Genomic DNA, 22,045 nt, shown 5'->3' with positions numbered 1-22,045 from the left:
CTCACGGGCTGAGACGCCGTGATCAAGGCGTGATGACGGGATCCCGTCCGGTCGCGACATGTGCTTACACTGGTGGTCCATGTCCCCGTCGTCAGCTGTAGACGCTCTGAGAGCTGCCCTGAGCGCGCACGAGTGGGATGCGGTGCTCGAGACGATCGAGAAGCACTGGGCTGTTCTCACCCAGACCGATCAGGCTCTGCTCGTCGAGGCCATCAATGCGCTGCCCGGCCCGGTGCTCGAGGCGAATCCCCGTTTCGTCGCAGCGAAGACCTACGCCAACTATCTCCCCATCAACGGCGACGTGCGCCCTCTCCGTTTTCAGCACACGGTCGCCGCCGGCCCCGGGGGCCTCCTCGACCAGCTGGCCGACCTCACGAGCCGGAGCGTGTCTGCTCGATTCCAGGGGAATCCGGCCCAGGCGGTCGCCTTCGTGCGAGAAGCGCACGCGGCCATCGCGGAGGTCTCCGATGACGCGTTGGCCGCCATCCGGCCGGTGCTGCCCGACATCCGTCTGCAGTGGGCGATGTCGCTCGAGCTCGGAGGCGAGCTGGTCGACGCGGCCCGCGCCTACGAGCGCACGTTCGACGAAGCGCTGACGTTCGACAACAGGCGGATCGCCGTGAAGGCCGCGGGTGCTCTGGCGCTGAACTACGCCCTCGCCGGCAACCAGACGGCCGCTGAGCAGTGGCTGAGCCGCCGGCCGAAGATCCTCGACGAGAGCCGGTCGGCGGTCATCGACACCGTGCTCACCCGGGGCGATCTCGCCCAAGCCCTGATGGCCGCTCACGATCTCCGTTTCGACGACGCCCGGGCGGCGCTGGATGCCGCCCCTTCGGCCGACGTCGATCGCGAGGCCTGGGCACTGAGGCTCTTCGTGGAATCCGTGCTCGCTCGCGCCTCGGGACGAGCACGGCAGCAGCTGTCCCGGGTCGGCGCAGCGATGGCGAGTCAGCCGGAGAGGGTGCGCACCACCGGTCTCAACGGGTGGCTGACCACGATGGCCACGGCGGAGCTCCAGCTGGCGATCGGCGACGTCGAGGCGGCCGGCCGGACGATCGGGCACCTCCGCGTGCTCGACCTCCCCGCCGCCAACGACCCGGTCCGGGTTCTCCGGGCGTGGGCCGCGCTCCGCCGCGGAGATGCCGAGGGGGCGGTCGTGCTCGTGGGCCCCGGTCTTGCGGAGCCACTGACGAGTGCGCGGATCACCGTCGAGCTGCTCATGATCGCGGCGGCAGCGAATCTCCAACTCGAACAGCCCGCGGAAGCCCAGGCGTACTTCCAGGCGGCCATGGACCTCATCATCTCGGAGGGCCTCTTCATCGTGCTGCTCCGCCTGACCGCCGCCGAGCGCACGACGCTCCTCGCCGGCCAGCCGGCGAGCCTTCCTCCGCGGGTGGTGCAGGAACTCGATTCGCTGGGTGGTGCGCCCACCCCGCCCAAGGTGGTGCAGCTCAGTGAGCGCGAGCGGGTCGTGCTGCGCCACCTGATGGCCGCACCCAGCCTGCACGCGATCGCCGCCGCCGAACACGTGTCGCACAACACCGTGAAGTCGCAGGTGAAGTCGATCTATCGCAAGCTCGGAGTGACGAACCGCGACGACGCGATCAGAGTGGTCGCGTCGGCTCCCCACCTGTTGGCCTGAGCGCCTCGGCCGTCGGTTCGTGCCGCGGTTCTCTCCCCGTCAGGCGAGCAGGGTGCGGATGTCGTCGGCCGTGAGGGTCTGGGCGAACAGCGCGTCATCGTCGAGCACCGCATCGAAGAGACGCGCCTTGTGCTCCTTGAGCTGCATCACCTTCTCCTCGATGGTGCCCGAGGCCACGAGCCGGTAGACGTTCACCGGACGGGTCTGACCGATCCGGTGGGTGCGGTCGATGGCCTGGGTCTCGGTCGCCGGGTTCCACCACGGGTCGAGGAGGTAGACGTAGTCGGCCTCGGTGAGGGTGAGGCCGAAGCCGCCCGCCTTGAGGCTGATGAGGAACACGGGCGCATCCCCCTCGCGGAACCGCTCGATCACCTCGGGTCGCCGCCTCGTGGAGCCGTCGAGGTATTCGTGCGCGATGCCCTCCGCGTGCAGGCGCGCGGCCACGAGCGAGAGGTAGCTCGTGAACTGGCTGAACACGAGCACGCGGTGCCCTTCGGCCACCACCTCGTCGAGGTGCTCGATCAGCGCGTCGAGCTTCGACGACGGGATGCTCGCGTGCGCCTCGTCGATGAGCGACGCGTCGAGGCTCAGCATGCGCAGCAACGTGAGCGAACGGAAGACGATGAAGCGGTTGCGGTCGAGATCGTCGATGAGGCCGAAGAGCTTCTGCCGCTCGCGTTGCAGCACGGTGTCATAGAGGTGCCGGTGCGCCGGGGCGAGCTCGATCCGAAGCACCTGCTCCTGCTTCTCGGGCAGTTCGGGGGCGACCGCCTGCTTGGTGCGGCGGAGAAGGAACGGACGGATGCGCTGCCGGAGCTTCCGGAGCGCGCCCGGATCGATGCCGCGCTCGATCGGCCGCTGGTACTTCTCGGCGAAGCGGGTGGCCGACGGGAAGAGACCGGGGGCCACGATGTCGCAGAGGGCCCACAGCTCCATCAGGTTGTTCTCGAGGGGCGTGCCCGTGATGGCCAGGGTGAAGTCGACCTCGAGCTCGCGGGCGCAGGCGTGCAGCCGCGAGGTGTGGTTCTTCACGAACTGGGCCTCGTCGAGGATGAGGCCCGACCAGGCGACGCGGGAGTACGAGTCGAAGTCGAGGCGGAAGAGCGCGTAACTGGTGACCACGATGTCGGCTCCGGCGGCCTGCTCGGCGAGAGGAGGTGCCGCAGCCGCTCTGCGGTTCTTGGCCTGGGTGGCCGTGACGGTGCGCACGACGAGTCCCGGGGCGAAGCGCGCCGCCTCGTCGGCCCAGTTGGCCACCACGGAGGTGGGGGCGACCACGAGGAACGGATGTTCGGCGCGGGGCGGGAGGGCGACATCCGTTACGGCGGGGGTGCTGCTGCGGCTTCCGGCGCCCCGGGCGTGCGCGATCAGCGCCAGCGTCTGAAGCGTCTTGCCGAGACCCATGTCGTCGGCGAGGATGGCGCCGAGGCGGTGCTGCCAGAGGAACGCGAGCCAGTCGAATCCGGCCTTCTGGTACGGCCGGAGGGTGGCATCGATGGTGGAGGGCACCGGCGTGGGGGGAACCGCATCCGTGTCGCGGAGGCCCTCGACGGCGGCGCGCCAGGCCACCGCCTCGGTGCTCTCGTCGGCGAGATCGTCGAAGTCGCTCCAGAGGCTGAGCTGGTGGCGGGCGATGCGCACGCCGGTCTCCCACTCGTCGAGCGTGCCGGCCTCCTCGAGCAGTTCGCGCAGACGGTCGAAGGCAGGATGATCGAGGCGCAGGTAGGTCTTGTCGACCATGAGCATGCGCTTCTGGCCCTTCGCGAGGGCCTTGAACAGGGGGCCGAACGGGATGCGGTAGCCGTTCAGGTTCACCACGACGCCGAGGTCGAACCAATCGCGCTTGAGAGTCTCGACGGTGGTGATGGTGACGTCGGGATGGCCCGTGAGCTCGGTGTAGACGGGCTGCGCGCCGATGACGTCGACGCGCACATCGAGGCGTTCGCCGAGCATCGGGAGGGCTTTCTCGGCGAAGGCGGCCGCATCCACGCCGCGCAGCACGAGCGATGGCGTGAGCGGGTCGATGACGGGTGGGAAATCGCGCAGCACGGCGTCGAGCTCGATGGCGACGTCGGCGAGGATGGCGCGCTCGGCGGCGTCGTCGCGGTGGCCCACCCAGTCCCAGTCGAGCTGCAGCACGTCGGAGGGCCGGAATCGGGCGGTGAGCACGAGCGTGGGGGGAGGCACATCCGGGAGCTCGACGGATGCGTCGCGCGAGGTGAGGGTGACGCTCTGGCGCAGGCTCGGGTAGTACTCGTCGAAGAACTGGGCGCGGTCGGCTTTCGGTATGACGAGGGTGGCCTGGCCGAGCAGGCGCAGCTCTTCGGGGCTGAGGGGGTGGGCGGTGGGGGCGAGGGTGATGGTGGGGCCGGGGCGGCGGGCGAGGGTGTACCGGTAGGCGCCGTGGTCGCCGATGGCTCCGGCGTCGAGAGCGGCCTGGGGCTCGGTCTCGGTCTGGGGTTCGGTCTCGGTCTCGTCGATGCTGAGCTGCGGGGTGAGGCGGAGTGTGCCGCGGGCGTCGTGGCGGGCATCCAGGCTCACGGATGCGACGTGACCCACTGTGACGGTGCCGCCCTTCGCCGACGTGAGCAGTTCGATGCCGAGGCGGCGGGCCTCGTCGAGGAGGCCCCAGAGGAGGGGGCTGGCGAAGTCGTCGAGGGTGATCCAGTCGGTCTCGGGGGTGGTGAGGGCATCGCGGGTGGCGCGGTGCAGGGCTGCGAACTGGGCGAACCAGCGGTGGTGGCGGGGGTCGAGGTTGAGGCGGTTGATCTGGTGGGCGAACGAGCCCCAGGTGACGTTTGCCTTGACGAACGCTCCGGATGCCGCCCGTACGACGGGTCGCACGGCGAGGCGGCGGGGGGCGCGCTCGGCGTCGCTGGCGTTGCCGTTGTGGCTGGCGTTGCCGGGAGCGGCGTGCGTGTGACCGGCGTCGCCCGTGGCGACCTTCTCGGGTGGGGCCGCGGTGCCGGCTCCGGCCGTGCGGGTGACGGGCCCGCGCCAGCGGTCGTGGGTGCGCGGGGCGAGCTCGCGCACCTCGAACTGCAGGCCCATGGGGGTGGAGGCCTCGGTCTCGGAGACACCCTGCTTCGCGATGGCGCCAACGACGGCCTGCCAACGGCGCCCGCGGGCGGGGGAGGTGTCGGCGGGCATGACTCCATGCTCCCACCGGTCACCGACAACGCCGTCGCGACTGCGCATCCGCTGCCCGGCCGGCTCCGCGAGCGTCACGGAGCCTCCGTCGGGCCGAGTTGGAACCTCGTTTCCGGCCGTGATAGGCTCTGATGTCCGCGCGGGAAACCGTGTGGAAGATGCGCCCTTAGCTCAGCTGGATAGAGCGTCTGACTACGGATCAGAAGGCCAGGGGTTCGAATCCCTTAGGGCGCACAGATTCTCCCCCGTCATCACCATGGCGGGGGAGTTTTCGTTACCCGCCGCTGCGTTCGCATGCACAGTCCGCAGGCCAGCGACGGCGGTGGGATCGTTGTCCCGCCTCGCCGTCGGCGAACACGCCTCGATGCGCTTGCCGTTTCCTTCACCGCGGACATCACCGTGCCGAGCGCGGCCAGGAGCGGTGTGGGGGCATTTCTCTGCTCTACAGCGGGAATAGTCCAGACAGGATCGTCAGCACTCCGATGAGGATGAATCCACAGCCGGTCAGGATCGTGAACCTTATCCTGCGCAGGATACGAATCGTGAGTTCCGTGTGCTCACCAACATCGCGTAGCTGGGCATCGCGGTCCCTTTCCCACGATTTCCGGAACACGATGAGAAGCACTCCGAGCAACGTGCTGATGGCACCCAGGACGAATGGTGTTGCGTTCACTTTGAGTCGTCACTTTGGTAGCTTGGGCGCTGACTCTCAGGACCGGGATAGCGCGTTCCCATGTACCGGGAGAACCACCGGAGACCGAAGGCGACGATTGCAATTGCGATCGTGACCAGTACGACCCACACGAGAAGCCACACGCCCCCTAGGAACAGTCCAGCGAGCGTCGGATCACCGTTCGGGTCAACGAGCACCAACATGACTTGACCTTATCGGCACGGGTGCCAACGGCCACCGCGAAAATCTTCCGGACGCACGTCGAGCTTCACTAATTCGGCTACCGGCGCAGCCTCGCGTGGGTCGTTCCCATTCTTATTTGTCCCGAGTGTTCTTGAGGACACTTCCGTAGAGATCTTCGGATGGGCCAGTCTGCGTGCGCTCAGTACGGCGGCATGATGTCGATGACTTTGGCCGCTCGCTCGAGGATCGCCTCAGCTGCGGGAATTGCCTGGTCGACGTCATCGACCCGCGCTGTCGGCCGGTCCACGTCCGGATACTGGGTGTCGTTGCGGAGCCGGCGCATCCAGTCGAACTCGCGGATCTCCTTCTGCTTCGGTGGCTCCAGTTGAGCGAGCACCGCCTCGAGGAGCACCGCGTGGGCGCCCTCGCCACGAGGGCGGAGTCCCTGATTCACGAGGGTCGCGGCAAGCGACAGCCGTGCGGCGTCGTAGGCGAGAGTGAATGCACCAGCAGGATCGATGGTTCGAAGAGTCGCTGCCGCGGCGAGGTGTAGTCGGGCCTGGGCAATGAAGGACTTTGCCAGATCACGGTTGGGCTGGACGCGGGTGAGTCGCGCTTGCTGGATCAGCTGGTCGATCTCTGCGCGACCACGGTCCCATCGGGTGATCGAGTCATTCGAGCTGGTCATTCGGAGATCTCCTGGAGGTTGAGCTGGACGAGGGGGCGTTCCCTGATCGTCTGAAGAAACGGGTCGTCGTCAGACGATGTCCAGGCATCAGCACTGATCACCCGCACATTGACCTCGCGAGCGAGAACCGAACCGGCACGCTGGGCCGCCTCGTAGATCTCTGATCGGGCCGGATTGCCGATGACGAGAAGATCGACGTCACCCGGGGAGCCTCCGGGTTCGCCCAGCCGCCGTGCCGCCCAAGAACCGTAGATGTAGGCGTCGGTGATTCCCTCGATACCCGCCAGCATGGCCGGAAGCACTGCTGCCGGACCGTAGGAGATTCGGAGAAGTTCCGAGAGGGGGGCGAAGACCGCAGAGTCGACTCGGGCACTGATCTCGAGGGCCTGACCGCGTTTCTCGCCGCGCACGATACCCATCTGCAGCAACCGCCTGACCTCGCGATGCACGCTCGCGTAGGGCGCGTGCGTCGCTCGGGCGAGATCCGAAACCGTGAACGAGCGATCCGGGTTGAGGAAGACTCGCGCCAAGATCTCGCCCTGCATATCTGAACGAAACAGCGGCGAGAGCGTCGGAGCTGCATTGTTCATATTCGCGATAATACTATCGTGAATATGGATAGGTCAACATCGACTGCGCCTAGTCGCTAGGGCCCCCTGCGATGCGTCCGGCCTCTACGAAGGGGGCACTCGGTCTGAGCGTACAGAATGTGTGCATGGTGTGGGGAGTGGCTTTCCGGGATATGGGATGCTGGCTTCGTGGGGGAGGGGACTGCTGTGCTGCGCATCCGGAAGACCCGGTGGAAGGTGGCGTACTTCGTCGCGTTCCTCGTTGTTGCGAATGTCGTGAGACTTGTTCTCTGGCCGATCGTCCCGCTGTGGGCTGCCTCGCTGAGCGCCACCCTGCTCGCGTGGCTGGTGCTCGGGGTCGCTGTCCGGTGCTTCCGAGGCAGCGGCGAAGCCATTGCTCCACCCCGACCGTGGTGGAGGATGACTGCGCGGCCGACGGCGGGCTTCGTATTGGGTTCCCTATTCATCGTGAGCCTCGTGTGGGGCGTCGTCTCGACGATCATCGGATTCCCGGGCGTGACCCCTCTGTCGTTCTGGGACGTGATCCCACTCGCGATCGGTGCTCTCTTCCTCAACTCGTCGATCCGCTTGGTGCGCTTCCCGCCCCCGGCCGTGCCTGAGCCGGCTTCCCTGCCGAAGTGGAAGCCGATCAAGCCGTAGCCGGCAGGGTCGGAGAGGAGCGGGCGGATGTCGCAGATGGTGCTGGTCTTCTTTGATCAGCCCGCACGCCTCGGGGTCTGTGCGGCGGGATTCGCCGCTTCTCTCGCATCCCTCATCGTGGTGCCCACGCGGCTGCGGTTCCCCTTGCCCGCTTCCGCTCGGCGGCGATGCGAGCTCGCGACGGCGCGTGAGCTCGTGCGCGCCGATGGCGCTGCGGGCGAATCACCTCTCGAATATGTGACGGTCTTCGCGCGTGGCTCGGTGCTCGACCGACTCGGGGTCGGCCCGGATCCGGTGTCACTCGGTGACCTCACCCGGGCCGCCGACCCGGGCGGCGGTCGCCTGAGCCTCGCGACAGGCTCGTTCGACCTCGTGATGCTGCTGCCGTGAGGTGGTGACGGCTGAATCGGTTCGCGCGCATTCAGTGTCCGATCAGTGCAAGGGGAACCACGGCGACCCCATCCGATCTCCTGTAGGCATCTCGACTCGTGGCGAGCAGCACCACGTGACGCAAGGTGGCGTCATTCGTTGCGGCAGATAGCGGTCCTGTCGTGGAGGCGGAAGCCGGCTGGAGTCTGCTCTATCAGGCCTTCTACCACGCAAATTTCACGTCGACCAGCGTACAAATCTCGCACTCCGTAGACGGCAGATTTCCCGTGCACACCTGCAGCCGGCTGCAGGATGTCGCCCGCCCGCATCCATGTCCCACCGCTCCCGGTTCGCCGAGTGGAGGGGTTTCGTGGTCGAATAGTCGGGACGGAATGAGGCGCTGTGGTCGGATGGATCGGGTTGGTGATCCTCGGTGTCGCGTTCGTCGTGGCCGGCGGGGTGCTCATCGTGCGGCGAGTCGGTATCGCCGCTCGCCCGGTGCACCGCAACAAGAAGTTCCAGGGTGGGGATCGGGACGCGGCGCCCGAGCACTCGTCGCCCGTCGTGATCGGGGTCATCGGGGCCGTGTGGATCGTGGTCGGCATCGCGTTCGCCCTCTACGGGGCTGCTCAGTTGATGGCAGCATAGGCGCAGGTCACACGGCCGAGGCACGTCGCGCGGCAGTGCGCCGCGCGACGAATCACGCGGCGTTCGTGCTCCTCGCCGCCTTCTCCACCGCGGCCACCGCCGCCTCGACTCCGCGGTTCCACGGTGCTCCATGGCCCGGCAGCACCCACGTCGCTCCCGTCGGCAGCAGCGCGCGGAGTGAGGCGAGCGCTTGCGCGGGCTCATCCGTGAAGGGGGCAGGCTGCGGGCCCGAGGAGCCCGTGAGCACGTGCCTCGTCGTCAGGCCGTCGCCCACGAAGACCGCGTCTGCGATCGGAACGTGGATGGCGATGCTGCCCTCGGAATGCCCCGGCAGGGCGATGATGCGCGGTGATCCGGGGAGCGCCAGCGTCTCGCCGTCGCGAGCATCCACCGTGGAGGTGAGGTAGGTGGTGCGGGCCCCGCCCTTGCGGAGCGTGTAGCCGAAGAAGCCGAGGGTTGCGCCGAGCCGCATCCGCTGCTTCGCATTGGCGGGCTTCGGGCCGCCCTTCGCGCGTGCCGCGTCGGCCGGGTGCACGAAGACAGGGACGCGGTGGTCGCGGCGGATGCGCTCCGCGAAGCCCAGGTGGTCTCCGTCGCCGTGGGTGAGGATGACGCCCTTGACGTCGGCGAGGGTGCGCCCCATCGAGGCGAGCTCGGCGAGGAGTTCTCGCCAGTGGCCGGCGAGACCGGCGTCGATGATGGTCACCCCCTCATCGGTGTCGACGAGATAGACGGCGACGATGTCATTGCCGATTCGGTGGAGGTGGGGTGCGAGTTTCATGATGGCTACGATACATAGCCTTTATGGCTACGGTCAATAGCTATACTGGGATCATGCCCACCCCCGAACGAACGACGCTCGACGAGATCGTGCACACCGCATCCGCTCTTCTGGAGACCGAGGGGGTGCAGGGCGTCACCATGCAAGCCGTTGCCGAACGCGTCGGCGTGCGTGCGCCCTCCCTCTACAAGCGCGTGCACAGCCGTGATCGGCTCATCCAGCTCGTGGCGGAGGGGTCGCTGAGCGAGCTCGCGAGACGGCTCGAGGGCGTCGACGACCCGCGGCTGCTCGCCGACACCCTCCGGGCGTTCGGCCACGAACGGCCCGCCGCCTTTCAGCTCGTGATGTCGCCGGGGGCGGAAGCGCAGACGGCCTCGGCGCAGTTCGGAGAGGCGGCGAGCGCGTCGATCCTGCGCGTCGCGAGCGCGCTCGCCGGGCCGGATGACGCGCTGGAGGCGGCGCGCACGCTGACCGCGTGGGCTGTGGGGTTCATCGGCATGGAACTGAACGGCACGTTCAAGCTCGGCGGCGACGTGCAGGCCGCGTGGGAGTTCGGCGTGGCGCGGATCGTGGCGGCGATCACGCTCGACTAGCTCCGCGGCGTGGGGCGGTGTGGCTTGAAGCGGCTCTGCTCCACCCGGCTCTGCTCCACCCGCCTCTGCTCCGCCCGGCACGGCGACGAGCGGTGCGGCGCAGAGCGGAGCTGCGTTCCGGGCCGCTCAGTCGGCCTTCGGGTCGACGATCTCCCCCACCGCGTCGTCGCGCGAGGTGCCTGCCGTGACGTCGCCGTCGGCATCCGGATGCGGGTTGTCGGCATGTTCGTCGGCCTCGACGGGGTCGGCGCCGGTGCCGTCGCGCTCCGGGTCGCCGTAGTCGGTGTCGGTGTCGTACTCGTGTTCGTCGACATTCGGATCCATGTCCCGTTCACCCGTCATCGCGTGCTCCGATCGTCGTATTCTCGTGGTGGGTCAGTTCCCATGGTGCGCCGATCCGGCCCATCCGCCAAGGCGCACGGCTCAGTTCGGCAGGCCGAGTGTGCCGAGCCAGGTCATGACCGCAGGCATCGCGCGGTCGGCCACGAGACCATGACCCGTTCCTTCGATGGTCTCAGCGGTGACAACCGTGCCGATATCGCGCTCGTGCTGCACGAAGGCCGCGGTCACCTCCGGGTGCACGAGGGTGTCGCTGTCGCCCTGTGCCACGAAGAGCGGGACGGTGAGGTGCGTGGCTCCCGGCGTGTTCTGGGTCAGCAGGGTGGCCCACGGCTCGGTGGTGGCGGGGTCGGCGGCGAGATAGTCGCCGATGAGCGGCTCTCCGAGGGTATGCAATTCCTTGTTCTCGCCCAGCAGGCAGAGCGAGTTCATCTGATCGGTGAGCGCTGCGGCGGGAGGGGTGAGGATGGTGTTGAGCTCGGCACCCGGGGTGGTCGGACCGTAGACCGAGGCGAAGGCCGCGAAGGCGTATTGGCCGATGGTGACCCCCGAGATGTCGGAGATGTCGGCCTTGAGCAGCGCCGCGAGCCCGGTTGCGGGTGCGGCTACCGCCACGCCCTTGAGGTCGAACTCCGGCGCGTAGGCCGGTGCCAGCTGAGCGGCGAACAGGGCTGCCTGGCCGCCCTGCGAGTGACCCCAGAGCGCGAGCGCGGTGCCGGCGCCCGCCCCGTCGAGGGCCCGCGCGGCACGGGCCGCATCGAGGATGTTGTTGCCCTCGGTGACGCCGATCAAGTAGGAGTCGGGCGTCTGGGACGCGGGACCGTCGACGCCGAGCCCGGAGTAGTCGGTGGCCGCCACGACGTAGCCCGCGTCGAGGAGCTGTTTCAGGCCCTCGATGAGGTCGAAGGGATCGATGCCGACCGAAGGCGCGCACTTCACTGCAGTGCCCGTGGTCGGATGCCCCCACGACACGATCGGCCGACCCCCGGGCGGGGCGTCGCCGTCGGGTGCGACCACGACGCCCGACACCACGATGTCGGTGCCGTGCACGTCGGTGGAGTGGTAGAGCACCCGCCAGGCGGTCGAGCCGGCGGGCGCGTTCGCGATCGGCTCCGAGCGGATGAGGGTGCCGGGTGCCGCGGCCGCCATCGGCGCGTCGACGCGGTAGAACGACCCTTCAGTCTGCTGCTCCGCCACGCCTTCGGCGAGCCGCCCACCGATGTTCCAGAACGAGCTGGCAAGGGCGAGCCCGACGACGACGGCGACGGTGAGCCCGATCGCCGCGAGGCCGAGGCCGACTCTCCGCCGGACTCGGCCCCGGCGGGGATGAGGCGGCTCGACGGTACCGCCGGGCGCGGCGTCGCTTGCGAGCGGCGCCTGCGCCGCGGGAGGAGTGGCGCTCGACGGCGCGCCTCCGGAGGGGATCTCATTCTCCGTCGACATACGTCCACCGCCCCTCGGCCCGCTCGAAGCGGCTGCGCTCGTGCTGGATTCCCACAGCCGGGCGTGACTCGTCACCACTGTTGCCGGCAGGGGGCATGCGGTACCGCGCTTCGAACTCGACGATGCCGGTGCTGTCGAGCAGGCCTCCGGCGACGCGGTCGAGGATGTCGAGCCGGAACCAGCGGATGCCGGGCTCGAGCTCGAGCGTTGCCGGGCGCGTGCTCGGGTGCCAGCTGTGCAGGAGATAGGCGGCATCGCGCACGGCGAAGGCGGTGTAGCGCGAGCGCATCAGACGCTCGACCGTGGGTGGCGAGGCCTGACCGCTGAGATACGGCCCGCAGCACGAGCCGAACGCCTCGCCGCTCTGGCAGGGGCAGCGCGCGGAGTCGTCGAGCGAGACCGTTTCGGCGCCCGAGCGCGCGACCGCCCCGGCCGGGGAGTCGGCGTGGGGCGCGGGGTCGGAGAGGGCGGGCACGGATTCATTATCGCGAGTGGAGGGCGCACATAGGGAGTGCGATACGGGAGGTGTGGAGAACGACGGCGAGCAGTGGGGCTGTGCAGGAGTGGCCCGCCTCGCGCCTTAGGCTCGACGGGTGCCGGAACTCGTGTCGGGTGGCGTCCGCATCGCCTACGAGACGTTCGGCGACCTCGCCGATCCGCCCATCCTGCTCGTGCACGGCTTCGCCTCCGATCGCAGCGCGAACTGGATCCGGGCGCGCTGGCCCGCACCCCTCACCGAAGCCGGGTTCTCCGGTGTGGCCCTCGACCTGCGCGGTCACGGCGGCAGCGATCGCCCGCGACGCCTCGACGCCTACGACGTGCCCCGGTTCCACGGCGACTTCGTGGCCGTGCTCGACACCCTCGGGCTCGCGAGCGTCCACCTGCTCGGCTACTCTCTCGGCGCCCGCCTCTGCTGGGACTTCGCCCTCCGCCATCCCACGCGCGTGCGCTCCCTCGTGCTGGGCGGCGCACCGCTCGCCGGGTCGTTCGCGGGCTTCGACCACGCCCGGGCCCGGCAGCTGCTGAGCGCCGGGTCGGCTGACGCCCTCCGGTCCGCCTCGACTCCGGATGACCCCACCTCCCACTTCCTGGCCATGACCACGGGGCTCCCCGGCAACGATCCCCAGGCGCTGTTGCGAGTGGCCGAGGCCGTGCGCCGACGGCCGTTTACGGCCCGGAAGCGGGTGCCGCAGCATCCGATGCTCCTGGTGGCCGGCGGCGACGACCCCGTGGCTCCTCACTCACAGGCGCTCGCCGAGGAGCTGCCGAATGCGCGCTCCCTCGAGCTGCCCGGCCGCACTCACGTGACCGCGGTCACGTCGCGCCTCTTCCAGGCGGAGGCGGCCGCCTTCTTCCGCACCCAGGAGGACGCCCGCGCGACCGCGTGAACCGCGCCACTGCCGGCCCGTCGCGTGGGGCGGCTTCGAGCGCCTTCGCCTGGGCCCAAGAGCGGAGAGCAGAGAGCGGAGAACGGAGGCTAGTCGGCGCGCGTGTCGACGATCGTGAGACCGTGGCCCCGGAGGCGACGGCGCTCGGCCGTGAGAAAGCTCACGAGCCGCTCGTTGGTGGCCCGGATGTGCTCGCCCACCAGTCGGGCCGCGAGCTCGGCATCGTGGGCCGCGACCGCGTCGAGCACGGCCCGGTGCTCCGCCCAGGCCTGGGCCCGCGACTCGGGGGTGCGCACCTCGAGGAATCGGGTGCGCGCGAGACGGTTCATCGCATCCCGCACCGAGTCGGTCATGAGGGTGTTGCCCGAGAGCGCCGCCAGCGACACATGGAAGTCGTGCCCGGCCCGCACCCCGGCCGACTCCGACTCGGCGACCTCGCCCCGCGCGGCGTCGAGCTGCGCCCCGAGCGCGTCGATCTGCGGCGCGGATGCCCGTGCCACCGCCAAGCGAACGGCCGACGTCTCGACGGCTTCCCTCAGTTCGGCCAGCTCGCGGATCTGGTCGACATCGATCGGCGCCACGATCCACCCCCGCCCGTTTCGGCCTTCCCGCTGCACGAGACCCTCGCCGAACAGGGTGCTGAGCGCGGACCGCACGGGAGTGCGCGACGCGGCGAAGGCCGACTCGAGCCCGCGCTCGGTGAGCACGGCGCCGGGCGCGAGATCGAGCTCCAGGATCGCCGACCGCAAGCGTGTGACGAGCTGCTCGGTCTGAGACGCGAGCGGCACCGGGTCTGAAGTGGATGTCACGCTGCCCCTGTCGAATATTGGGATACCAAATTGGTGTACCGTAACTCTACATGACCGACCATGCCGTGAAAGCAGAGCGCACACCGCGGGCTCCGATGCCCCGCCCGGGCCGGGCGTGGACGGTGCTCGGCCTCGGCCTCGGCGCCCAGATCTCCGGCACGGTCTTCGTCACGGCGCCCGCCTTCCTCATCCCGCTCCTGCACACCGAACGCGGCCTCTCCCTCGCCGAAGCGGGCCTGCTCGCGGCCGTGCCGAACATCGGCCTCGTCTTCACCCTCATCGCCTGGGGCGCCCTGGCCGATCGCATCGGCGAGCGCTGGGTGATCGCCGGCGGCATGGCGCTCACGGCCCTCGCCGCGGCCGGGGCCGTGGTGGCGAGCGGCTATCTCGAGCTCGGCATCTTCCTCTTCCTCGGCGGTGCGGCGTCGGCGAGTTCGAACGCGGCCAGCGGTCGTGTGGTGGTGGGCTGGTTCCCGAAAGACCGCCGCGGTCTCGCCATGGGCATCCGGCAGATGGCCCAGCCGCTCGGGGTCACGATCGCCGCTCTGCTCGTTCCCGGACTGGCCGCGAGCGCGGGAGTCGGGGCCGCGCTCGTCGTCCCCCTGGTGCTCTGCGGTGTCTTCGCGATCGCGTGCGCGATCGGCATCCGCAACCCGCCGCGAAGCGCGCCCCGTGCCGCCGCCGCATCGACGCAAGGCGTTCCGGATGCCGCAGTCTCCACGAACCCGTACCGCTCGAGCGGCTTCCTCTGGCGCATCCACGCCGTGTCGGTGCTGCTCGTGGTGCCCCAGTTCACGCTGTCGACCTTCGGGCTGGTGTGGCTGATCACGCAGGTGGGCATGGATGCGCTCACCGCGGGCATCCTCGTCGGTGTCGCGCAGTTCGTGGGTGCCTTCGGCCGGATCGCCGCCGGGGTGCTGAGCGACCGGGTGGGCAGCCGGGTGCGGCCGCTCGCCTGGGTGGCGGTGGCGGCCGCCGTCGCGATGCTCGCGCTCGCCGGCGTCGCGGCGCTGCAGCCCGGCCAGTCCGTCGAGGCGGGCGGGGCGCTCGTCGTGCCCCTGCTTGTCGCCGCAGCCGTGCTCTACGTGCTCGCCACCACCGTCAGCGTCGCCGACAACGGGCTCGCCTTCACCTCCGTGGCCGAGGTCGCCGGATCCGCGTGGGCCGGCCGCGCTCTCGGCGCGCAGAACACAGCCCAGTTCATCGCCGCGTCGGTGGTGGGCCCCGGGGTGGGAGCGGTGATCGGTGCCATCGGATTCCCGTTGGCGTTCGTGATGGTGGCGCTCTGCCCGGCGATCGCCGTACCGATCATCCCGCGCGCATCGGCCGAACGCGACCGGCTCTGAGGAAAGGGATCACGGGCTGCCGGGCAGGCGGCATCTCAGGGTGCCGCGGTGCCGGCATCCGAGCGCCGCGCGAGCCGTCTCGTGATGGCCTGGAGCGGTCCGGCCAGCAGAAGCAGCAACAGGGTCAGCAGCCCCAGCTGCGGCAGTAGAGCGGTGGCGATGAACACGACGACCATCATCGCCGCGGTCGAGATGGCCGGCCCGATGCGAATGGTTCCGCGTGCCTCCGGCGCCTGCAGCTCAGGGTGCCGGATGACGATCCACTGCTGCCAGGCGCCGGACATGCTCGTGACCACCATCGTGCCCACGTAGAGCAGGCTCGTGGTGGGGTTGTCACCACCGCTCGTGGCGATCAGCTCCGTGGGGAACGGCAGGAACACGATGCTCATCAGCCACAGCAGGTTCACCCACAGCAGCCCGCTGTTGTAGCCGTTGATGCTCTCGTACATGCGGTGGTGGGCGAGCCAGAACCGGCCGATCACCACGAAGCTGATGACGAACACCAGGAGTTTCAGCCAGTCCTCCTGGAGCAGGTCGAGGATGTTGTCGCCGGTGAACTCCGTCGCCGTGTCGACGAGTGGCAGGATCAGCAGTGTGATCGCGATCGCGACCACGGCGTCGCTGAAATTGACCAGCCGGTCGAATCCGCGCTCCGTGTGCATGGGGTTCATTATCGCGGAATGGATTCCAGGTGGCCGCGGTTGTACTGGCGTAAAGTAGTTGACGGGGGCTAACAAAGTCGCCTCCGCCGGGCCCCAGCGTCGTGTGCCCGCACGGACGCGAAGGGACCATTTTCACGTGACATCACTCGACGAGAAGAACGACATCGACCGACCCTGGCTGACCGACGCCGAACGGGCCGAACTCCAGCGGCCCGTGAACCAGCGCGCCGTCGTCGTGACCCTCGCATTCACGGGTCTCGTGGCCGCGTTTATGATGACGCTGCTCACGCCGTTGGTGCCCGAACTCCCCACGATCCTCGGCGTCTCGACCTCGGATGCGCAGTGGGCGGTCACCGTCACCCTGCTCGCGGCGGCCATCGCGACGCCCATCACGGGCCGGCTCGGCGACCTCTACGGCAAGCGCCGCATGGTGCTCATCGTGCTCGCCCTGGTCGTGGCCGGCTCGGTCGTGGCCCTGTTCGCGACCTCGCTCATCCCCCTCATCATCGGCCGGGCGCTGCAGGGCATCGGCATCGGCGTGATCCCGCTCGGCGTCAGCATCCTGCGCGATGTGCTGCACCGCGATCGGCTCGGCGGCGCCATCGCGCTCGTCAGCGCCACGCTCGGTGTCGGTGGCGCGGTGGGCCTGCCGCTCGCGGCCGTGATCTCGCAGTACCTCGACTGGCACTTCCTGTTCGTGGTCTCCGGTGCGCTGGCCCTCGTGGGCGGTCTGCTGGTGTGGAAGTTCATCCCGGTGAGCACACTTCGCAGCGAGGGCCGTTTCGATGTGCTCGGCGCCATCGGCCTCGCCGTCGGGCTCACCGGCATCCTGCTCGCCGTCTCGAAGGGCGGCAGCTGGGGGTGGGGGAGCCCGGTGACCCTGGGGCTGCTCATCGGTGGTCTCGTCATCCTGATTCTCTGGGGCATGTTCGAGCTGCGCTCCTCGAGCCCGCTCATCGACCTGCGGATCGCCCGGCGGCGCAGTGTGCTGCTCACCAACCTCGCCTCGATCATGGTGGGTTTCGGCTTCTTCGCGAGCACGGTCGTGCTGCCGCAGATCCTCGAAGCCCCACTCGGAACGGGCGTCGGGCTCGGCCAGTCGATGCTCATCGCGAGCCTCTGCCTGATGCCGAGCGGTCTGGTGATGTGGGCCATGTCACCCGTTGCGGCGCGCCTGACCCGGGCCCGCGGAGCGCGCACCAGCCTCGTGCTCGGCATCTCCATCACGGCGGTGGGCTACCTGCTGGCGCTGTTCCTGATGACCGAGATCTGGCACATGATCCTCATCGCGACCGTCGTGGGCTTCGGCGTGGGCTTCGCCTACGCCGCCATGCCCACGCTCATCATGGGAGCCGTCCCGGCCACCGAGACGGCCGCGTCGAACGGTCTCAACTCGGTGATGCGCACGCTCGGCTCCACGGTGGCGAGCGCGGTGCTCGGGGTGGTTCTCTCCACCCACGTCATCACCGTGGGCGAGGTCACCACGCCGAGCCCCGAAGGCCTGCAGCTCGCGTTCATCATCTCGATGTCCGGTGCGCTCGTGGGCGTGGTGTTCGCGCTGTTCATCCCGCGCCACCACAAGGCGTACGCCGGGTCGAGCATCCCCGACCGCGACGACCTGACCGTCCAGAGCTGAGCCGCGCGACGCCCTCAGACGAGGGCGGCGATGCTCCAGGATGCGGTGGTCGAGGCATCCGGATCCAGCACGATGAGGTCGCGGCCCGAGTTGAACGCATCGGGCGGGCAGGTCATCGGCTCGACGGCGAGGCCGGCCCGGTGGTAGTCGGCGACGACGTTGTCGGCCGTGCACACCTGCAGCCAGTCGCAGGAGCGCTCGAAGCGCATCGCCACGCCGGAGCCGTCGGGGGCGGTGAGCCGCACGGTGGCGATGCCGTCATCGTCGCGCTGCAGCGCGGTGAAGGCGTGGTCGATGACGGTGGCACCGATGAGGTGCGGTGTGCGGAAGTCGAATCTGCCGCTCTCCTCCACCGAGACGTCGGAGATGCCGATCGGCAGCAGTCGTTCGGGCGTCACGGTGAGGATCTCGCCCGCGGGGAGGTCGAGCACCCACCCGTCGAGGGGGCCGGAGCCCGCCACGAGATACGGATGCGGGCCGGTGCCGAACGGGGCCGGTGAGTCGCCCGTATTGCGGGCGACGACGCTCTGGTGCAGCCCGTCGTCGTCGAGCCGGCACTCCACCTCGAGCTCGATGCGGTGCGGATACCCGGTCTGCGGCTCGACCGTGGCCGTCAGCACCACGTGGTCGACCGAACGGGAGACCGGCGCGAAATCGAGCCAGAGCGCGAGCCCGTGCAGGGCGTGCCCGCGCGCGGGCTCCGTGAGCGGGAGCTGCTGCGCGACATCCGCGAACCGGTAGGCGCCGTCGGTGACGCGGTTCGGCCAGGGGGCGAGCACCGCGCCCCGGAACACCGGTCGCATCTCGTCGAGCCCGAACGGAACCACGAGGTCGCGGCCGTCGTGCTGCAGCAGTCGGAGGCTCGCGCCGATGCTCGCGATCGAGGCGCGGTAGGGGCCGTGTTCGAGGTCGAAACGGGCCCCGGAGAGCGGGCGGCGTGCGGCCACGGTGGCCTCCTTCAGACAAGCGGATGCGGCGGACGGCCTCCACGCTACCGTCTCGCCGGTGCAGGGCGGGCCGAAGAAATCCGAGCTTCGACGGGTGCTTCGCGGTAACCTTCGAATCACCTTGGAATTCTCCGTATGAGAATCCTCGCATCGGGAATCCTCCACTCAGAAGGGAAGTCGCGTCATGACCGACGAGAACCAGCCCCCCGTACCCCCGCAGCAGCCGGTTCCGCCGGCGCCGCCCGCCGCCCCCCAGTACCAGGCCGCTCCGCCGGCGCCGCCCGCAGCCCCGCAGTACCAGCCGGCTCCGACCTCGGGTGGCTCGCCGGCCACGTTCCCCGGCAAGGGGCTCGGTATCGCCGGTCTGATCGTGGCGATCGCCGGATTCTTCGTCTTCCAGATCATCGCGCCGATCGCCGGTCTCATCATGAGCATCATCGCGCGCAAGCAGTCGAGGGAGGCGGGCTTCGAGAACGGCCCGGCCAAGGCGGGAATCATCGTCTCCATCATCGCGCTCGTGATCGGCCTGATCATCGTGATCATCGTGATCATCGCGATCGCGGCCGGTGCCAGCGCCATCGTCGAGGCGTGCCAGGGTCTCGGTCCGGGTGTGCACGAGGTCAATGGAGTGCGTTACACCTGCAGCTGAGCGAACCCGCTCATCCGGAGAAGGCCTCCGTCGTCACCCCGACGACGGAGGCCTTCTCCGTGGTCCCGATCAGCGTCGACGCCGTCATAAACCGTCTCATCCCGGCGCCCCGAACTAGAGTTGAGCACGACGCTCAACGATCTGATCCCGAAGGACACATCCCATGGCTGCACGCATCTACGACGACGTCACCGCGCTCGTCGGCCGCACCCCGCTCGTTCGCATCAACCGCCTCGCCGAGGGCGTCGACGCCACCGTGCTCGGCAAGCTCGAGTTCTACAACCCGGCCAACAGCGTGAAAGACCGCATCGGTGTGGCCATCATCGACGCCGCCGAGAAGGCCGGCGCGCTGAAGCCCGGCGGCACCATCGTCGAGGGCACGAGCGGCAACACCGGCATCGCGCTCGCGATGGTGGGCGCGGCCCGCGGCTACAAGGTCATCCTCACCATGCCCGAGACCGCGTCGGCGGAGCGCCGCGTGGTGATGCGCGCCTACGGCGCCGAGCTCGTGCTCACCCCGGGCCCCGAGGGAATCAAGGGTGCGCTCGCGAAGGCGCAGGAGATCGTCGACTCCACGGAGAACGCCATCCTGGCCCGCCAGTTCGAGAACGAGGCGAACCCGGCCATCCACCGCGCCACCACCGCCGTCGAGATCTGGGACGACACCGACGGCGCCGTCGACATCTTCGTGGCCGGCATCGGCACGGGCGGCACCATCACGGGCGTCGGCCAGGTGCTCAAGGAGAAGAAGCCCTCCGTGCAGGTCATCGGTGTCGAGCCGCTCGACTCCCCGCTGCTCACGCAGGGCGTCGCCGGGCCGCACAAGATCCAGGGCATCGGCGCCAACATCGTCCCGCCGATCCTCGACCGCGAGGTCTACGACGAGATCGTCGACGTGACCCTGGATGACGCCCTCGACGTGGCCCGCAAGCTCGCCAGCGAGGAGGGCATCATGGCCGGTATCTCCTCGGGAGCCATCGTCTGGGCCGCCCTGCAGGTCGCCGCTCGACCGGAGAACGCGGGCAAGACCGTGGTGGCCATCATCTGCGACCTCGGTGAGCGCTACATCTCCACGCCGCTCTGGGCCGGCCTCGCCGACTGAGCGGCGGATCCGAACCCGTGAGCACGGCCCGGCGGCCGGGACTCTTCGCGCGCCTGCGTGAGGATGTCGCTGCCGCGCGCGCTCACGATCCGGCCGCGCGGTCGTCGCTCGAGGTGGTGCTCGCGTATCCGGGAGTCCACGCGCTCTGGGCGTACCGGGTGGCGCATCGCTGGTGGCGGGCGCCGGGGCTGAGGCTGCCGGCCCGGCTGCTGTCGCAGTTCGCGCGGTTCCTCACGGGGATCGAGATCCATCCGGGGGCGCGAATCGGGCGTCGCCTGTTCATCGACCACGGAATGGGTGTGGTGATCGGGGAGACCGCTGTCGTCGGCGACGACGTCATGCTCTATCACGGGGTGACGTTGGGTGGGAAGAGCGCCCGGCGGGAGAAGCGGCACCCGACGCTCGGCGACCGTGTCGTGGTGGGAGCGAATGCGACCATCCTCGGTCCGATCGTGATCGGCGCCGACTCGAGCGTGGGCGCGGGCGCCGTCGTGGTTCGCGACGCTCCTGCCGGCTCGGTGCTCGTCGGCATCCCGGCGCGAGACGTGTCGCGTCGGGGAGCGGATGCGCCCGACTCGTCGACGCCACGCGAGTCCCTCACCGACCCGGCCTTCTACCTCGACCCGGCCATCTACATCTGAGGCCGCCGCCGTGATCCGCCGGGTGGGGGCCCGTATCGCGTTGCTCGCGTCGATGCTCTGGTTCACCGTGCGCACGAGCCTGAGCGAACCGCCCTCGGAGTCGCCCGAGGGCGAGTCCAGCGGGAGGCCTCATCCGGTCTCGCCGGAGGGGAGACTGCGCTCCCAGCGACGTAGGCGGGTGGCGCTCCAGGTGGCCGGCGTCGCCGTGATCCTGGTGGGGGTACTCGCCTTCTTCGTCTCCCGCGTGCAGTAGCGGGCACGGGGGCGGGCGCTTCGGCCGCGGTTGCGGGCGAGCCGCGCCTTCGCCTAATCTTCGGGTGTGGCGCTCCGGGGGAGCGCCGGGAGCGGGGCCGATCTCGCGCAGTCAGGGGCGGGTGTGTTCGCGAGGTCAGCGGTGTTCTCGGCGGGAGCTGCCGCCGTGCTCGCCGCCCTGATCGTGGCCGGCCCTGCCACAGCGGCATCCGCCACCGAGCAGCCCGCGCCTCCCGACCCGTCGCCGGTGACGGTCGAGCCCTCCGATCCGCTGTGCATCTGCGCGACCACCCCCGACGACGGTGACGCGGACTTCTCGAACGAGCCCGGACTCGACCTGCCGCCCCAGCCGGGCACCGAACCGGCTCCCTGGGTGCTCGATCCGCCGCCCACTCCCGATCTGAGCGAGTACATGCATGCCCAGTGGGACGCGCAGCGCGCTGCCGGATCGACGCAGGTCGGTGCGGGCGCGGGATGGAGCGAGGGCGATGCCGATGCCGCGATGGGCGGTGCGGCGACAGGTGATGCCCTCGCTGCATCCGCTGAGGTCGTGGTCGCTGCGCCGCGCGTGACCGCGCTGCCGAGGGACGCCTCCGCCTGGCGCTGGCTGCAGCAGGCACCGGGTACGCTGCGGTCGGTGCCCGAGCCGGCGACGGCCGCGTTCTCCGCGAAGGGCGTCGAGGTGGAGCGCGATGCCGCTGCCGAGGAGGCCGACTCGCTGCGCAACCGCCTGCTGATGGTGGGCCTCTTGGTGGTACTCGTCATCGTGTCGATCGTGCTCCTGCAGGTTCGGGCGCGAAAGGTGAGACGCGATGCAGGATCAGCCGATTCGGATGATGATGCCGGCGGAGACGCCTGACCGGCGGAGACGCCTT

The 22,045-nt window shown here is 69.5% G+C and carries 23 protein-coding genes and 1 tRNA gene; 14 read left to right on the top strand and 10 right to left on the bottom strand.

What is annotated here, in order from left to right; all coding sequences use genetic code 11:
* Nucleotides 1-79 precede the first annotated feature (79 nt).
* Nucleotides 80-1,642, top strand: a complete 1,563-nt coding sequence (locus EPO52_RS07840) for a LuxR family transcriptional regulator (RefSeq protein WP_290804327.1) — start codon at nucleotides 80-82, stop codon at nucleotides 1,640-1,642.
* A 39-nt stretch (nucleotides 1,643-1,681) separates the two neighbouring features.
* Here the strand turns inward: EPO52_RS07840 and EPO52_RS07835 are convergent, their stop codons facing one another.
* Complete coding sequence (locus tag EPO52_RS07835; RefSeq protein WP_290804325.1) at nucleotides 1,682-4,792, bottom strand: DEAD/DEAH box helicase; 3,111 nt, start codon at nucleotides 4,790-4,792, stop codon at nucleotides 1,682-1,684.
* Between the two features lie 160 nt (nucleotides 4,793-4,952).
* On the opposite strand from EPO52_RS07835, the gene EPO52_RS07830 reads away from it, so the two are divergent.
* Nucleotides 4,953-5,026, top strand: a tRNA-Arg gene (locus tag EPO52_RS07830).
* Nucleotides 5,027-5,847: 821 nt separating this feature from the next.
* Here EPO52_RS07830 and EPO52_RS07825 read toward each other — a convergent pair.
* Together EPO52_RS07825 and EPO52_RS07820 are read right to left on the bottom strand one after the other, a co-directional pair.
* The gene (locus tag EPO52_RS07825; protein WP_290804322.1) at nucleotides 5,848-6,336 is read right to left on the bottom strand and encodes a HEPN domain-containing protein; all 489 of its coding nucleotides are present in this window, start codon (nucleotides 6,334-6,336) and stop codon (nucleotides 5,848-5,850) included.
* Nucleotides 6,333-6,881, bottom strand: a complete 549-nt coding sequence (locus EPO52_RS07820; RefSeq protein ID WP_290804319.1) for a hypothetical protein — start codon at nucleotides 6,879-6,881, stop codon at nucleotides 6,333-6,335. Before EPO52_RS07820 ends, EPO52_RS07825 begins: the two co-directional genes overlap by 4 nt.
* A 492-nt stretch (nucleotides 6,882-7,373) precedes the next feature.
* On the opposite strand from EPO52_RS07820, the gene EPO52_RS07815 reads away from it, so the two are divergent.
* From EPO52_RS07815 to EPO52_RS07805, 3 genes are all read left to right on the top strand, one after another.
* Nucleotides 7,374-7,565, top strand: a complete 192-nt coding sequence (locus EPO52_RS07815) for a hypothetical protein (RefSeq protein ID WP_290804316.1) — start codon at nucleotides 7,374-7,376, stop codon at nucleotides 7,563-7,565.
* A 27-nt stretch (nucleotides 7,566-7,592) separates the two neighbouring features.
* Entirely contained in the window at nucleotides 7,593-7,955 is a 363-nt protein-coding gene (locus EPO52_RS07810; protein ID WP_290804313.1) for a hypothetical protein, read from the top strand.
* A gap of 381 nt (nucleotides 7,956-8,336) precedes the next feature.
* Nucleotides 8,337-8,582: a hypothetical protein gene (locus EPO52_RS07805; RefSeq protein ID WP_290804311.1), complete on the top strand. Its 246-nt coding sequence runs from the start codon at nucleotides 8,337-8,339 to the stop codon at nucleotides 8,580-8,582.
* A gap of 52 nt (nucleotides 8,583-8,634) precedes the next feature.
* On the opposite strand, the gene EPO52_RS07800 is transcribed toward EPO52_RS07805, so the two are convergent.
* Nucleotides 8,635-9,363 carry an MBL fold metallo-hydrolase gene (locus tag EPO52_RS07800; protein ID WP_290804308.1) on the bottom strand — a complete coding sequence of 243 codons (729 nt, stop codon included), beginning with the start codon at nucleotides 9,361-9,363 and terminating at the stop codon, nucleotides 8,635-8,637.
* A gap of 53 nt (nucleotides 9,364-9,416) precedes the next feature.
* Here EPO52_RS07800 and EPO52_RS07795 point away from each other — a divergent pair, with 53 nt between their 5' ends.
* Entirely contained in the window at nucleotides 9,417-9,956 is a 540-nt protein-coding gene (locus EPO52_RS07795; protein ID WP_290804305.1) for a TetR/AcrR family transcriptional regulator, read from the top strand.
* 126 nt (nucleotides 9,957-10,082) lie between these two features.
* Here the strand turns inward: EPO52_RS07795 and EPO52_RS07790 are convergent, their stop codons facing one another.
* From EPO52_RS07790 to EPO52_RS07780, 3 genes are all read right to left on the bottom strand, one after another.
* Nucleotides 10,083-10,298 (bottom strand): hypothetical protein, encoded by a 216-nt coding sequence (locus EPO52_RS07790; RefSeq protein WP_290804302.1) that lies wholly within the window; start codon nucleotides 10,296-10,298, stop codon nucleotides 10,083-10,085.
* 81 nt (nucleotides 10,299-10,379) lie between these two features.
* Nucleotides 10,380-11,738 carry a lipase family protein gene (locus EPO52_RS07785; protein WP_290804299.1) on the bottom strand — a complete coding sequence of 453 codons (1,359 nt, stop codon included), beginning with the start codon at nucleotides 11,736-11,738 and terminating at the stop codon, nucleotides 10,380-10,382.
* Complete coding sequence (locus EPO52_RS07780) at nucleotides 11,722-12,213, bottom strand: YchJ family metal-binding protein (protein ID WP_290804297.1); 492 nt, start codon at nucleotides 12,211-12,213, stop codon at nucleotides 11,722-11,724. The genes EPO52_RS07785 and EPO52_RS07780 overlap by 17 nt, the downstream gene beginning before the upstream one ends.
* A 118-nt stretch (nucleotides 12,214-12,331) precedes the next feature.
* Between EPO52_RS07780 and EPO52_RS07775 the strand changes: the two genes are divergently transcribed.
* Nucleotides 12,332-13,126, top strand: a complete 795-nt coding sequence (locus EPO52_RS07775; RefSeq protein WP_290804294.1) for an alpha/beta hydrolase — start codon at nucleotides 12,332-12,334, stop codon at nucleotides 13,124-13,126.
* Between the two features lie 89 nt (nucleotides 13,127-13,215).
* Here EPO52_RS07775 and EPO52_RS07770 read toward each other — a convergent pair whose 3' ends face one another.
* Complete coding sequence (locus EPO52_RS07770) at nucleotides 13,216-13,935, bottom strand: GntR family transcriptional regulator (RefSeq protein ID WP_290804291.1); 720 nt, start codon at nucleotides 13,933-13,935, stop codon at nucleotides 13,216-13,218.
* Between the two features lie 50 nt (nucleotides 13,936-13,985).
* Here EPO52_RS07770 and EPO52_RS07765 point away from each other — a divergent pair, with 50 nt between their 5' ends.
* Nucleotides 13,986-15,281 carry an MFS transporter gene (locus EPO52_RS07765; RefSeq protein WP_290804288.1) on the top strand — a complete coding sequence of 432 codons (1,296 nt, stop codon included), beginning with the start codon at nucleotides 13,986-13,988 and terminating at the stop codon, nucleotides 15,279-15,281.
* Between the two features lie 35 nt (nucleotides 15,282-15,316).
* On the opposite strand, the gene EPO52_RS07760 is transcribed toward EPO52_RS07765, so the two are convergent.
* Entirely contained in the window at nucleotides 15,317-15,943 is a 627-nt protein-coding gene (locus EPO52_RS07760; protein ID WP_290804285.1) for a TMEM175 family protein, read from the bottom strand.
* A 136-nt stretch (nucleotides 15,944-16,079) separates the two neighbouring features.
* On the opposite strand from EPO52_RS07760, the gene EPO52_RS07755 reads away from it, so the two are divergent.
* Nucleotides 16,080-17,579, top strand: a complete 1,500-nt coding sequence (locus EPO52_RS07755) for an MFS transporter (RefSeq protein WP_290804281.1) — start codon at nucleotides 16,080-16,082, stop codon at nucleotides 17,577-17,579.
* A gap of 14 nt (nucleotides 17,580-17,593) precedes the next feature.
* Here the strand turns inward: EPO52_RS07755 and EPO52_RS07750 are convergent, their stop codons facing one another.
* The gene (locus EPO52_RS07750; protein ID WP_290804278.1) at nucleotides 17,594-18,526 is read right to left on the bottom strand and encodes an aldose 1-epimerase family protein; all 933 of its coding nucleotides are present in this window, start codon (nucleotides 18,524-18,526) and stop codon (nucleotides 17,594-17,596) included.
* A 184-nt stretch (nucleotides 18,527-18,710) separates the two neighbouring features.
* Here EPO52_RS07750 and EPO52_RS07745 point away from each other — a divergent pair, with 184 nt between their 5' ends.
* The 5 genes from EPO52_RS07745 (at nucleotide 18,711) to EPO52_RS07725 (ending at nucleotide 22,029) form a co-directional block, all read left to right on the top strand.
* Nucleotides 18,711-19,175 carry a DUF4190 domain-containing protein gene (locus EPO52_RS07745; RefSeq protein WP_290804275.1) on the top strand — a complete coding sequence of 155 codons (465 nt, stop codon included), beginning with the start codon at nucleotides 18,711-18,713 and terminating at the stop codon, nucleotides 19,173-19,175.
* A gap of 163 nt (nucleotides 19,176-19,338) precedes the next feature.
* Complete coding sequence (gene cysK, locus EPO52_RS07740) at nucleotides 19,339-20,277, top strand: cysteine synthase A (protein ID WP_290804274.1); 939 nt, start codon at nucleotides 19,339-19,341, stop codon at nucleotides 20,275-20,277.
* A 17-nt stretch (nucleotides 20,278-20,294) separates the two neighbouring features.
* A complete protein-coding gene (gene epsC / locus EPO52_RS07735; RefSeq protein ID WP_290804271.1) occupies nucleotides 20,295-20,918 on the top strand; it encodes a serine O-acetyltransferase EpsC in 624 nt (207 codons plus the stop codon).
* A 10-nt stretch (nucleotides 20,919-20,928) separates the two neighbouring features.
* On the top strand, nucleotides 20,929-21,171 hold the full coding sequence (locus tag EPO52_RS07730) for a hypothetical protein (protein WP_290804268.1): 243 nt from the start codon (nucleotides 20,929-20,931) through the stop codon (nucleotides 21,169-21,171).
* A gap of 66 nt (nucleotides 21,172-21,237) precedes the next feature.
* Nucleotides 21,238-22,029 (top strand): hypothetical protein, encoded by a 792-nt coding sequence (locus EPO52_RS07725; protein WP_290804266.1) that lies wholly within the window; start codon nucleotides 21,238-21,240, stop codon nucleotides 22,027-22,029.
* Nucleotides 22,030-22,045 lie beyond the last annotated feature (16 nt).

It is taken from the genome of Herbiconiux sp. (genome assembly GCF_004297105.1).
In the GTDB taxonomy this organism is placed as follows: Bacteria; Actinomycetota; Actinomycetes; order Actinomycetales; family Microbacteriaceae; genus Herbiconiux.
Note: the sequence above shows the minus strand (reverse complement) of the source record. Positions and strands in the feature narration are given on the sequence as shown.

Bases quoted from the DNA above. Each gene is read 5' to 3' on its own strand.
- EPO52_RS07840 (WP_290804327.1), top strand. From the start codon at position 80: ATGTCCCCGTCGTCAGCTGTAGACGCTCTGAGAGCTGCCCTGAGCGCG.
- EPO52_RS07835 (WP_290804325.1), bottom strand. From the start codon at position 4,792: ATGCCCGCCGACACCTCCCCCGCCCGCGGGCGCCGTTGGCAGGCCGTC.
- EPO52_RS07825 (WP_290804322.1), bottom strand. From the start codon at position 6,336: ATGACCAGCTCGAATGACTCGATCACCCGATGGGACCGTGGTCGCGCA.
- EPO52_RS07820 (WP_290804319.1), bottom strand. From the start codon at position 6,881: ATGCAGGGCGAGATCTTGGCGCGAGTCTTCCTCAACCCGGATCGCTCG.
- EPO52_RS07810 (WP_290804313.1), top strand. From the start codon at position 7,593: ATGTCGCAGATGGTGCTGGTCTTCTTTGATCAGCCCGCACGCCTCGGG.
- EPO52_RS07800 (WP_290804308.1), bottom strand. From the start codon at position 9,363: ATGAAACTCGCACCCCACCTCCACCGAATCGGCAATGACATCGTCGCC.
- EPO52_RS07795 (WP_290804305.1), top strand. From the start codon at position 9,417: ATGCCCACCCCCGAACGAACGACGCTCGACGAGATCGTGCACACCGCA.
- EPO52_RS07790 (WP_290804302.1), bottom strand. From the start codon at position 10,298: ATGACGGGTGAACGGGACATGGATCCGAATGTCGACGAACACGAGTAC.
- EPO52_RS07785 (WP_290804299.1), bottom strand. From the start codon at position 11,738: ATGTCGACGGAGAATGAGATCCCCTCCGGAGGCGCGCCGTCGAGCGCC.
- EPO52_RS07765 (WP_290804288.1), top strand. From the start codon at position 13,986: ATGACCGACCATGCCGTGAAAGCAGAGCGCACACCGCGGGCTCCGATG.
- EPO52_RS07760 (WP_290804285.1), bottom strand. From the start codon at position 15,943: ATGCACACGGAGCGCGGATTCGACCGGCTGGTCAATTTCAGCGACGCC.
- EPO52_RS07745 (WP_290804275.1), top strand. From the start codon at position 18,711: ATGACCGACGAGAACCAGCCCCCCGTACCCCCGCAGCAGCCGGTTCCG.
- cysK (WP_290804274.1), top strand. From the start codon at position 19,339: ATGGCTGCACGCATCTACGACGACGTCACCGCGCTCGTCGGCCGCACC.